Consider the following 12,085-nt stretch of genomic DNA (forward strand, 5'->3'; position numbering starts at 1 on the left):
CTGGGCGCTGGACGGGGGCGCGGCCTCGAACCGCAGCGATGCCGGTCCGGCCGATCGCCGCGTGGTCAGCATGTCGCTCGCCGATGCGGTCCTGCTGCTGCTGCGCAACAACCGCAGCATCCGCAGCGCCTACCTGAACCGGATCACGGCGAAGTACAGCCTGATCCTGCAGGAAGACCGCTTCGTGCCCACAGGCTCGATCACGGTCGGCCCGCAGTTCAGCCGCAACCGCGACACCAGCGACACGATCAGCAACACCACCACCTGGCAGGTGAACCCGTCGGTCACCTGGAACACCCCCCTGGGCGGCAGCTTCACCTTCAACTGGAGCAATACCGGGACCAGCGCCAATGGCGTCAACAGCTATGCCAGCAATCCGAGCTTCAGCCTGACCCTGCCCCTGCTGCAGGGCGGCGGCATCGACGTCAACCGGATCCCGATCCTGCAGGCCCGGATCACCAACCGGAATGCGACCTGGGGCCTGCGCAGCACCCTGATCAGCCAGATCACCTCGGTGATCCAGAACTACCGCAGCCTGATCCAGCAGAGCGAGAACGTGAAGATCCAGCAGCAGGCGCTGGAACGCGCCCGCCAGCAGGTGGCGGTGAACCAGGCGCTGATCGATGCCGGCCGCATGGCGGCGCAGGATATCGTGCAGTCGAACTTCAGCCTGGCGCAGAACGAGATCTCGCTGTCCCAGGCGCGCAACAGCCTGGACAATGCGCGGCTCACCCTGCTGAACCAGCTCGATCTGCCGGAAGATGTCGAGATCGTGCCGACGGAGAGCCTGGATACGCCGGCGGTGACCCTGGACGTGGACCGGCTGTTCCAGATCGCGCTGGACAGCAATCCCGGCTACCGGCAGGCCCAGCTCAGCCTGGAGAATGCGCGGCTGAGCCTGGAATCGGCGGAGAACAACTATCTCTGGTCGCTGAACATCACGGCCTCCGGGAGCTATACCGGCACGGCGGACAGCACCTTCGTTCCCCGTGGCGCCGGCTACCAGACCCAGGACAACGAGACGATCGGCCTGACCCTCACCATCCCGCTGAACGACCAGCAGCGCGACCAGACCCTGGTTTCCGCCCGGGTCGGCATGCGCCAGCAGCAGCTGGCGCTGGAGGACAACCGGCAGAGCCTGCGCACCGACATCCTGAACGCCGTCCGCAACGTGGAGATCCTGTATCGCCAGCTCCAGCAGTCGCGGGTGGCGCTCGAACTCGCCCGCCAGCAGCTGGAGACGGAGCGGGTCAAGCTGCTGAACGGCCGCTCGACCAACTTCCAGGTCCTGACCTACGAGAATTCCTATGTGCAGGCGCAGGTCAGCGAGCTGCAGGCGCGGATCAGCTACCTGAACGCGCTGACCACCCTGGACCAGTCCCTGGGCCAGACCCTGGATACCTGGCGGGTGGAGGTGCCGTTCCAGACCGGGCCGCTGGACCTCGACCGGCCGTAGCCGCGCCGCCGGCGATGGCCCCCGTCGGTTCCGGGGCACGTCGGCGCGCTGCCGTCAGTTCGCGGCCGTGACGGTGGCCCGGGAGGCATTGGTCACCACGCTCTGCCCCGCCTTCAGGCCGGAGGTGATCTCGATCCCGCTGGCGGTGCGCTGGCCGAGCTTGACGTCGACCGGCTTCGGATCGCTGCCCGTGCCGCCCTCGACCACCAGCACCCGGGCATTGCCGGGGCCGCCGAGCACGGCATTGACCGGCACCACCAGGGCAGAGGGATTGCGGTAGATGATCACCTGCAGGTTGGCGGACATGCCGACCCGGATCTTCTGACGCGCCTCGTCGGTCATCGACTTCACGGTGATCGTGGTGCCGAAGGTCGGCACGGAGCCGGAGCCGGAGGAGGCCTGTGAGGAAACCGAGGTCACCTCGCCATGAAGGGTGGTGCCGGGCAGGGCGTCGCTGGTGACATCCACCTTCAGCCCGGTCTTCATCGAGCCGATATTGTATTCCGAGACCTGCGCGGAGATCGACAGGGTCTCCAGGTCGCCGACCGACAGCAGGATCTGGTTGGCGGTCACCGGCGCGCCGACCGCCAGGATGCCGGAGCCCTCGTTGCTGCCGGCGCCGCCGCTCCGTCCCGCCTGGACGGGGCGGAGCACGATGCCGCTGACCGGTGCCTTGACCTCCGCCTCCGACACCTTCTTCTTCAGGCTGTCATACTTGAACTTCGCATTCTCGAAGGCGAGCCGGGCGACTTCCAGGGCCTCCTTGTTGCCCTGCTTCCTGGCGGCGTCCAGGGCCTCCTTCGCGCCGCTGACCGAGACCCGGGCATTCTGGAAGGTGCTGTTGGCCGAGGTCAGTTCCTGCTGCGAGACGATGCCCTTCTCGTACAGGGCCTTGGTCTGCTGGTAGTTCTGCTGCGACTGGGAGAGCGACATCTGCGCCTGTTCCAGCGACCGCTGAGCGGAGGTGACGCTGCTGCTGGTCTGCCAGTTGCGAACCTCGTCCAGCTTCTGCCGGGCCTGGATCAGCGCCGTCTCCGCATCGCGCAGCTGGACCTCGACATCGTCGGTGTCCAGGGACAGCAGGACCTTGCCCTTCTCCACCCGTTCGCCATAGGTGAAGCTCATCTCCCGGATCTGCCCGGCGAAGGGGGCCACCAGGTTCACCACCCGGCCCGGCTCCAGGGTGCCGGTCAGATTGACGGCGTTGGTCAGCGGCTGGGCCGTGACCTGCATCACCTGCAGCCGCGTGCTGGCGCCGCCGCCATCCAGGCCCAGGACCTGATCCAGATCCTGCACGTTGAGCTGCGTGGCCATCCACGACCAGCCGCCGACGAACAGGAAGATGCCGATCACCGCGGCCGTGGCCATGATGCGGGAGCGGTTGCCCAGGGTGGCGGCCGTGCGCAGCTCGGCATTCTCCGCCACCGACCGGCGATAGGCCTCGGCGATCTGGCGGTTCTGGGAATCGGCCTCGGCCGCGATGGCCTCCCCGCCGGCGGTCCCCGCCGCGGCAGCGCCGGCCGGCGCCGGGCGGAAACGCACCGCCGTCAGCCCGCCTTCGGTCGCCACCCGGTCGACATCGAGGGCGCCGCGCGGCAGTTCGACCCTTCGTGTCTCCCCCGGCGGCGGCGCCTGCGGGCCATAGGCCGCTGCCGCAAAACGGGCGAAATTGCCGGCAACGCCGGTGAGCCGATGGCCGGCGAGGCGGTCGGCCGGCAGCCCCATCAGCGCCGCCGCGCGGGCATTGCAGCGCTCGATCAGCCCGTCAGCGTCGCGCACCAGCAGGATGCCGACATCCTCGCGGGAGAGCAGGGCTTCCGGATCGGCGGCACCGTCGGCGGCGCCGTCGCCTGCCGCGCCGGCCGTCATGGCCGTTGCCCGCCGAGCTGCGGGGTGGCCGGCCCGGCGGCATGGCTACCGCCCAGTGCGGGCGCGCGGCCCGGTCCGGCGGTGGAATCCTCTTCCCCGCCATCGGCCTGCCCGCCCGCCCGCAGGCCGCGGATCGCGCGACCGCTGCGGATGTAGCGCTCGATATGCTCCAGCGATTGCCGGCGGGGATCCGGCACGACACGCCAGAGCAGGGCGAGGCCGATCAGTGTAGCGATGCCATAGGCCAGGAACAGCGGTGCGGAGCCCAGGGAATCGGCGGCGACCTGGTAGCTGAACACGATCGGCAGGTCGAACAGGAAGTTCAGCGACAGGATGATCGGGATGCCCATGGTGCGGACATGCAGCGGCATCAGTTCGCAGGTCAGCAGGACCGGGATCGGGCCCAGGCTGAGGGTCACCGCGCAGACGGCGATCGCCACGATCACCCCCTGGATCAGCGGCGAGGTCACGTACATAAGGGCGCCGGCCATCACCAGCATCGCCACGGCGGCGGCGGCGAGGCCGATCAGCAGCAGGATCCGGCGGCCCACCGTGTCGATCAGCGCGAAGACGATCAGGGTGGTCAGCAGGTTCCCGGCCGCCACAAGCAGCTGGTACTGCTCCACGTTCAGGCCGTCGACCAGGGAGCTGTTGAACAGGACGTTGGAACTGCCGGTGACCTGGTCCATCAGCATCAGTGCGCCGGTCAGGAAAAGCACCGGCCGCACCATCGGCGAGAGCAGCCGCAGGCGTTCCCCGGCACGGACATTGGCGACGATCTTGTCGGCCTTCGGCTCCGCCATGCCTGCCGGCCAGCCCAGCCGGCCGAGCACCGCGCGGCCGGCGTCATGGTCGCCGCGCAGGAACAGCCAGTAGGGCGAGGGCGGGCTGAACCACGCCGCGACCAACGATGCGACCGACAGGCCGCAGACGATCCAGAAGGCCAGCCGCCAGGTCGCGGCATAGTCGGCAAAGATCTGCAGCACGGCCATCGCCAGGATGCCGGTGCCGAAGCCGACGAAGAACAGGGTCACCATGCGGCCGCGGTTTTCCGCGCGCGAGGCTTCCGACAGGATCATCGGCGCGGCGACCCAGGCCAGGCCGATCCCGGCGCCCAGCACCATGCGGCCGAAGGCAAGGTCGCTGACCGTGCCGGCCAGCGCCGACAAGAGGCTGCCGAGGATGAGCAGGCAGGCGGCGCCGAGCAGCGCCCAGCGCCGTCCGACGATCTCCGCCAGGGGGCCGCAGAGCAGGGCACCGCCGAACGCCGCCACCGGGACGGAGGTCGCCAGCACGCCGATGACGAAGCCGGAGGTGCCCGCCGCCTGCCGGGCCAGGTCGATCAGCTGCGTTGTGGCCGCGAACGCGAAACCGGCCGCCAGACCGACCAGCAGGCAGGCGATGACGACCCGGTTCATCGACGCCGGCTCCGGATGACCATGGGCGCAGGCTGCCTCATTTCAAAAGGGGGTCCTGCATCGCGACCCAGCCGTGCCGCTCCATGCAATAGGCCATGGCATCGTCGGCGGCGTCCGGCCGCTCCGCCGCCGCCGCGCAGTCCGCCTTTGCCACCTCCAGCGCCGTCGGGTTCGGGCGCACATCGACCCAGACGGTCGACCAGCGGGTGATGACATTGCCGCCGCAGGCGGACAGGCCCAGGGCCATCGCCAGGACGCTGGCGGTCATGCCAGTCGCCACGACGACCGACCGGGAGCGCCGGCCTTGCCGGCCGGCCGCCATGTTCGTGCTCGCAACCGTCACGCCCTGCCTTCGTCATCGCCCCTCGCCGCACGGGGCGATGATAGTCGCGCCGTGCAGGCGCAGCAAAGGGGGCGGCCGGCCCACCCCGCCCGGACCGCCCCGCCCGGGTCACTCTGGCCAAGTGCCGGGCGGATGCAGATAATCGCGCCATGGCGCTGCTGGAGCTCGAGGATATCCGCAAGACCTACTTCACCGGCGACATCGCGCTGGAGGTGCTTAAGGGCATCTCCTTCACGGTGGAGAAGGGGGAGATGGTGTCGATCATGGGCCAGTCCGGGTCCGGCAAGTCGACCCTGATGAACATTGTCGGCCTGCTCGACAAGCCGACGGCGGGCACCTACCGGATCCAGGGACGTTCCGTCGACAGCCTCGGCGCCAACGACATGGCGCGGATCCGCAACCGGTCGATCGGCTTCGTCTTCCAGTCCTATCACCTGCTGAAGAAGGTCACGGCGGTGGAGAATGTCGGCCTGCCGCTGTTCTACCGCCAGGTGCCGCGGCGTGAGATGCTGGCCCGCGCGGAGGCGGCGCTGGCAAAGGTCGACATGGCGGAGCGGGCGAACCACAAGCCTTCGGAAATGTCCGGCGGCCAGGCCCAGCGGGTGGCGATCGCCCGGGCGATCGTCGGTCAGCCGGAGCTGCTGCTGGCGGACGAACCGACCGGCGCGCTGGACACAAGGGTAGGGGACGAGATCCTGGCCCTGTTCAAGCAGCTGAACCGGGAGCAGGGGATCACCGTCGTGATCATCACCCACGACCCGTCGGTCGCGGAGGCCTGCGACCGCCGGCTGGTGGTGCGCGACGGCCTGCTGATCGACGACGAGGGCGAGTTCCGCCATCGCACGGCCGTTGCGGCGGCCGGCTGAGCACCGGCAGGCCGGATCCGGGATGGCGCAATGAACATGACCGTGCTCCTGCAGCTCCTGGCCGAGGCGCTGCGCAACTTCGCCGCCTCCAAGCAGCGCACCGTGCTGGCCCTGATCGGGCTGGTGATCGGCACCAGTTCGGTGATCGCGATGATGAATGTCGGCAAGATCGTCGCGGTCGAGGCGCTGCGCTCCTTCGAGAAGATGGGCACCGACATCGTGACGGTCAGCGTCGGCCGCAGTTCCGGCCAGAATGCCGGGCCGTTCGGCTTTGCCGATTTCGACGCCTTCCAGAAGCAGGTGCCGCACCTGACCATCGCTGCGCCGGTGGTGCAGTCCGGCGGCACCACCCGCTACAAGGATGTCGACCTGCAGGGGATCGTCACCGGCGCCAGCGACACTTTTGCCGACGTCGCGAAGCTGCGGCTCACCCAGGGACGCTTCATCTCGCCGTTCGACGGCAACCTGCCGTTCGCGGTGCTCGGCGCCAATGTCTACCAGCGGACCCTGCAGCGCAGCGGCAGCGGCCCGCCGGTCGCGCCGCCCAAGCCCGGCGACACCATCCTGATCGGCTCCCTGCCCTTCACGGTGGTCGGCATCCTGGAAAGCTACGACCAGAACCCGATGATCCCGGTCTATGTGAACGGCTCGATCTTCATCCCGATCCAGGCCACGCCGCGGCTGGGCAATTTCGAGGGCATCACGAACATCATCGGGCGGATGTCCTCCACCAATGTCCGTCAGGAGGTGTCCGATTCGATCAACAGTTTCTTTCAGGGCATGCAGCCGCCGCGCAGTGCGCAGGTGCAGACGGCGCAGCAGCTGATCGCGCAGATGGAGGCCCAGGCGCAGATGTTCACCCTGCTGCTGGGCGCGATCGGCAGCATCTCGCTGATCGTGGGCGGCATCGGCGTCATGAACATCATGATCGTGTCGGTCAGCGAACGCCGGCACGAAATCGGCCTGCGCATGGCGATCGGCGCCCGTCCGCTGGACATCCAGCTGCTGTTCCTGGTGGAGTCGATCGTCCTGTCCTTCTTCGGCGGGGTGATCGGCTGCGTGCTGGGGATGGCCGCGTCCTACGGCTTCGCCGCCTCGCAGGGCTATGGCTTCATCGTGTCGGAGACGGCGGTCCTGCTGGGGCTTGTGGTTTCCGTCATCGTGGGCATCTTCTTCGGATACTATCCGGCGCTTCAGGCCTCGCGGCTGGACCCGATCGAAGCGCTGCGGTCCTGACCCTCCCGCCTGGCGAGCTGCCGATGCCCGACTTCGACCTTCTTCTCACCGACGGCGAGATCGTCACGCCGTCCGGCCGCGGCCCGGCGGCGATCGGTATCCGCGACGGCCGCATCGCCGCCATCGGCGACCTGGGCGGCGCCGCCGCGGCGGAGCGGATCTCGGTCTCCGGGCTGACGGTGCTTCCCGGCGTGATCGACAGCCAGGTGCATTTCCGCGAGCCTGGCGCCACCCACAAGGAGGATCTGGAGAGCGGCACCCGCGCTGCCGCGATGGGCGGCGTGACGGCCGTGTTCGAGATGCCGAACACCGCGCCGCAGACCGTCGACGCCGCCGCCATCCAGGACAAACTGGACCGCGCGGCCGGCCGCGCCCATGTCGACCATGCCTTCTTCGTCGGCGCCACCGGCGGCAATGCGGACCTGCTGGGCGCGCTGGAGCGCCTGCCCGGCGTCTGCGGCGTGAAGATCTTCATGGGCTCCTCCACCGGCGGCCTGCTGCTGCCCGACGATGGCGGCCTGGCGCGGGCGCTGCGCAGCGGCGTCCGCCGGATCGCCATCCATGCGGAAGACGATCTGCGGCTGACCGCCCGCAAGGACCTGGCGGAAGCCGGCCGGCCGGAAACGCATCCGGTCTGGCGGGACGAGGAAACGGCGATCCGCGCCACCCGGCGGATCCTGCATCTGGCCTCCGCGGCCGGCCGCCGGATCCATGTCCTGCACATCACGACGGCGCAGGAGATGGCGCTGCTTGCCGAGTTCAAGGACCTGGCGACGGTGGAGGTGACGCCGCAACATCTGACCCTGGCCGCGCCGGACTGCTATGCCGAACTGGGCACCCACGCCCAGATGAACCCGCCGATCCGCGACGCGCATCATCGCGCAGCGCTCTGGCAGGCGGTGGCGGACGGGGTGGTGGACGTGATCGGCTCCGACCATGCCCCCCACACGGCCGAAGAGAAGGCGAAGGACTATCCCGCCACGCCGTCGGGCATGCCCGGCGTGCAGACCCTCGTGCCCTTGATGCTGAACCATGTCGCCGCGGGACGGTTAAGCCTGGAACGGTTCGTCGACCTGACATCGGCCGGGCCGCAGCGGATCTACGGCATCGCCGGAAAGGGCCGTATCGCGGTCGGCTATGACGCGGACTTCACCATCGTCGACCTGGGCGCCAAACGCCGAATCGAGCAAGACTGGCTGGCATCCCGCTGCGGCTGGTCGCCCTTCGCGGGCATGAATGTGTCCGGCTGGCCGGTCATGACCGTGATCCGCGGCCAGGTCGTCATGCGTGACGACGAACTGCTGGCGCCGGGGCTGGGCAGGCCCTGCCGCTTCGTGGAGACATTGCCGACGCGGCCGCTCTGACGATCCTTGCCGGAGCGGCAGGACAATCCGCAGGACCATTCACGGCGGACGGAGGCCGGATGATGAGCGAAGCGCAAGTCCGAGAGGCCGGGAGCATGGCGATCGAACGGATCGGCGCCGGCAGCGAGGGGGTGCCGCTGGCGGAGCGGTTCGATGCCGTCCGGCGGCGCAGCCTGCAGCTGGTGGCGCCGCTTTCGGCGGAGGACATGGTGGTGCAGAGCATGACCGATGCCAGCCCCGCGAAATGGCACCTGGCGCACACCACCTGGTTCTTCGAGACCTTCCTGCTGCAGCCTTCGCTGGCGGGCTACGACCCGTTCGACCCGTCCTTCGGCTATCTCTTCAATTCCTACTATGAGACGGTGGGCGCGCGGCATCCGCGGCCGGCGCGGGGCATGCTGACCCGGCCGTCGGTGGACCGCGTATTCGCCTATCGCGACCACGTCGATGCGGCGATGCGCGACCTGATCGACGCACGGACCGCCGGCCATGCGGAACTGCGGGCGCTGGTGGAACTTGGCCTGCATCACGAGGAGCAGCACCAGGAACTGCTGCTGACCGACCTGCTGCACGCCTTCTCGTGCAACCCGACCGACCCGGCCTATCTCGACACGGCCCTGCCGGTGGCGGAGGGCGGGCCGCAGGGCGATGGCGGATGGGCCGATTTCGAGGGCGGCATCGTCCGCGTCGGCCATGACGGCAACGGCTTCGCCTTCGACTGCGAAGGGCCGCTGCATGAGGTTCTGCTGCGCCCCTTCCAGCTGGCGCGCCGGCCGGTCAGCAATGCGCAGTGGCGCGCCTTCATGGAGGATGGCGGCTATCGCCGGCCGGAATTCTGGCTCTCCGACGGCTGGGCGCGGGCCCAGGAGGAGGGCTGGCAGGCGCCGCTCTACTGGCGCGACGAGGGTCAGGGCGAATGGAGCGCCCTGACCCTGCGCGGCCGCGGACCGGTCGATCCGTCGGCGCCGGTGGCCCATGTCAGCTATTACGAGGCGGATGCCTTCGCCCGCTGGGCTGGCGCCCGCCTGCCGACCGAGGCGGAGTGGGAGCATGCGGCGCAGCATGCCACCCGCAGCGCCAGCCGCGGCCGCGCGGCGGAGGGCAATACCCTGGGCAGCGGCGCCCTGCAGCCGCGCGCCGTCGGCAGCGCGGCCGAGGGCCCGCTGCAGCAGATGTTCGGCGATGTCTGGGAATGGACCCAGACCGCCTATGCCGCCTATCCGGGATTCCGACCGGCGACCGGTGCGGTGGGCGAATATAACGGCAAGTTCATGTGCAACCAGATGACCCTGCGGGGCGGCTCCTGCGTCACCCCGGACGATCATGTCCGGCCCAGCTACCGCAACTTCTTCTATCCCCACCAGCGCTGGCAGGTGATGGGCCTGCGCCTCGCCGGCGACGCATGAGGGGCCGGTCGGACATGCCCGTCCTGTCCGGCTGAGCGATGGCTGCAGGGGGCAGGCGCCGCGGCGGCCCGCCCGACGGTTCCGGTCCGTCCGGCACTTCCGGCCGGCCGAAGCGCGGCCGCGGTACAGCGGGAGCCGGCCGGGCCGCCGGGCCGCCGGCATCGCGGCGCACAGCGACACCATCCAAGGACAAGTCGGCGACAGGCGGAACCGCGAAGCGACCGGCGCCAGCGGCGCCGCGAAAGGCGGACGGGCCGAAGGCGGGCGGGCGGAAACCGACTGGGCAGAAGACGGGCGAACGGGGCGGCGGCGCAGGCGGCCGTCGCCGGGCCGCCGGGACCGCGCCGCGCGACAGGCGCCGTCGCGGCTTCGGCCGGCTGCTGCTGAAATGGGGCATCGTCGCCAGTGTCTGGCTGGCGGTCGCGGCGCTGGCGCTGCTCGCCTGGTTCGCCTACGACCTGCCCCGCACCTCGGAACTGCTGGCCGCCGCCAGCCCGTCCGACGGGCCGGCGGTCGTCGTCACCGGCGATGACGGCACCGTCCTCGCACGCTATGGGGCCCTCTATGGCGCCCATACACCGCTGGACGCGATGGCGCCCCGCTTCGTGGAGGCGGTGCTGGCAACAGAGGACCGGCGCTTCTTCCAGCATCCGGGCATCGATCCGGTCGGCGTGGCGCGCGCCCTGGCCGTGAATATCTGGGCCGGTCGCATCGTGCAGGGCGGCTCGACCATCACCCAGCAGCTGGCCAAGAACCTGTTCCTGGAGCCGGACCGGACCCTGCGCCGCAAGGTGCAGGAGGCGATGCTGGCGGTCTGGCTGGAACTGCAGTTCGACAAGCGGCAGATCCTGGATCTCTACCTGAACCGGGTCTATTTCGGCGCCGGCGCCTACGGTGTCGGCGCGGCCGCGGCCCGCTATTTCGGCAAGCTGCCGGCCGACCTCGACCTGGCGGAGAGCGCGATGCTCGCCGGGCTCCTGAAGGCACCCTCGCGCTGGGCGCCGACCGGCAATCTCGCCGGCGCGCAGGCGCGGGCCGACGCGGTGCTGGAGAACATGGTGGAGGCCGGCTTCATCGACCGGGCCGCGGCCCGGGCAGCGGCGGCGGATCCGGCCCGACCGATCGCCGCCCTGGGGGAGACACGCGGGGTCCGCTACTTCACCGACTGGGTCCTGGAGGAGCTGCAGCAGTTCGTCGGCCGCCATGGCGACGACCTGATCGTCCGGACCAGCCTGGACCCGCGCCTGCAGGCCGCGGCGGAGCGCGCCGTGCGCGAGGGTGTGGCGGCGGCCGCGAACCGCGATGTGGGTCAGGCCGCCCTGGTGGCGATGCGCCCCGACGGGGCGGTGCTGGCGATGGTCGGCGGGACCGACCATGCCCGCTCCGCCTACAACCGGGCGACCCAGGCGCTGCGGCAGCCGGGATCGGTGTTCAAGCCCTTCGTCTACCTGGCCGCGCTGGAGGCGGGCTATGCGCCGGACGACCTGGTGGCCGATGCGCCCCTGACGGTCGGGGGCTGGCAGCCGGAGAACTATGATGGCCGCTACCGCGGCGAGATCACCCTGACCGAGGCGCTGGCCGGCTCCGTCAACGCCGCCACCGTCGCCCTGTCGGAGGCGGTGGGCCGGGACAAGGTGGTGGAGGCGGCGCAGCGCCTGGGCATCTCTGCGGCCATGCAGCCGCTGCCGGCGATCGCACTGGGCGCGGCGGAGGCCACCCTTCTGGAGCTGACCACCGCCTACGCCGTGTTCGCCAGCGGCGGACAGGCGGTGCTGCCCTACGCGATCGCCGAGGTGCGCCGGCGCGACGGCAGCCTGGTCTATGAACGGTCCGGTTCCGGCCTCGGCCGGCTGGTCGCCGGGGAGGATGCGGCCGAGATGACCGCCATGCTGCGGGCGGTGGTCGACAGGGGCACCGGGCGGGCCGCCCGCCTGGACCGGCCGGTGGCGGGCAAGACCGGCACCAGCTCCGACTATCGCGACGCCTGGTTCATCGGCTATACGGCCGCGCTGGTCGCCGGCGTCTGGACCGGCAACGACGACGGCCGGCCGATGGAGGGCGTGACCGGCGGCAGCGTGCCGGCCGGCATCTGGCAGGACTTCATGTCACGCGCCGGTTCGTGACCCG

The 12,085-nt window shown here is 70.1% G+C and carries 9 protein-coding genes; 6 read left to right on the forward strand and 3 right to left on the reverse strand.

What is annotated here, in order from left to right:
• Positions 1 to 70 precede the first annotated feature (70 nt).
• Positions 71 to 1,456: a TolC family protein gene (locus tag ACFOGJ_RS26725; protein ID WP_379906390.1), complete on the forward strand. Its 1,386-nt coding sequence runs from the start codon at positions 71 to 73 to the stop codon at positions 1,454 to 1,456.
• 54 nt (positions 1,457 to 1,510) lie between these two features.
• On the opposite strand, the gene ACFOGJ_RS26730 is transcribed toward ACFOGJ_RS26725, so the two are convergent.
• From ACFOGJ_RS26730 to ACFOGJ_RS26740, 3 genes are read right to left on the reverse strand one after another with little or no spacing between them, the layout of a single operon-like run.
• Positions 1,511 to 3,325 (reverse strand): efflux RND transporter periplasmic adaptor subunit, encoded by a 1,815-nt coding sequence (locus ACFOGJ_RS26730; RefSeq protein ID WP_379906330.1) that lies wholly within the window; start codon positions 3,323 to 3,325, stop codon positions 1,511 to 1,513.
• Positions 3,322 to 4,743: an MFS transporter gene (locus ACFOGJ_RS26735; protein WP_379906331.1), complete on the reverse strand. Its 1,422-nt coding sequence runs from the start codon at positions 4,741 to 4,743 to the stop codon at positions 3,322 to 3,324. The genes ACFOGJ_RS26730 and ACFOGJ_RS26735 overlap by 4 nt, the downstream gene beginning before the upstream one ends.
• A gap of 37 nt (positions 4,744 to 4,780) precedes the next feature.
• On the reverse strand, positions 4,781 to 5,011 hold the full coding sequence (locus ACFOGJ_RS26740; RefSeq protein WP_379906332.1) for a hypothetical protein: 231 nt from the start codon (positions 5,009 to 5,011) through the stop codon (positions 4,781 to 4,783).
• Positions 5,012 to 5,235: 224 nt separating this feature from the next.
• Here ACFOGJ_RS26740 and ACFOGJ_RS26745 point away from each other — a divergent pair, with 224 nt between their 5' ends.
• From ACFOGJ_RS26745 to ACFOGJ_RS26765, 5 genes are all read left to right on the forward strand, one after another.
• The gene (locus tag ACFOGJ_RS26745) at positions 5,236 to 5,952 is read left to right on the forward strand and encodes an ABC transporter ATP-binding protein (protein WP_379906333.1); all 717 of its coding nucleotides are present in this window, start codon (positions 5,236 to 5,238) and stop codon (positions 5,950 to 5,952) included.
• Between the two features lie 30 nt (positions 5,953 to 5,982).
• Positions 5,983 to 7,188 (forward strand): ABC transporter permease, encoded by a 1,206-nt coding sequence (locus ACFOGJ_RS26750; RefSeq protein WP_379906334.1) that lies wholly within the window; start codon positions 5,983 to 5,985, stop codon positions 7,186 to 7,188.
• Between the two features lie 23 nt (positions 7,189 to 7,211).
• A complete protein-coding gene (locus tag ACFOGJ_RS26755; RefSeq protein ID WP_379906335.1) occupies positions 7,212 to 8,552 on the forward strand; it encodes a dihydroorotase in 1,341 nt (446 codons plus the stop codon).
• A 62-nt stretch (positions 8,553 to 8,614) separates the two neighbouring features.
• On the forward strand, positions 8,615 to 9,958 hold the full coding sequence (gene egtB / locus ACFOGJ_RS26760) for an ergothioneine biosynthesis protein EgtB (protein ID WP_379906336.1): 1,344 nt from the start codon (positions 8,615 to 8,617) through the stop codon (positions 9,956 to 9,958).
• 38 nt (positions 9,959 to 9,996) lie between these two features.
• A complete protein-coding gene (locus ACFOGJ_RS26765) occupies positions 9,997 to 12,081 on the forward strand; it encodes a transglycosylase domain-containing protein (protein WP_379906338.1) in 2,085 nt (694 codons plus the stop codon).
• Positions 12,082 to 12,085 lie beyond the last annotated feature (4 nt).

The sequence above is a fragment of the Marinibaculum pumilum genome (genome assembly GCF_042646425.1).
In the GTDB taxonomy this organism is placed as follows: domain Bacteria; phylum Pseudomonadota; class Alphaproteobacteria; order Ferrovibrionales; family Ferrovibrionaceae; genus Marinibaculum; species Marinibaculum pumilum.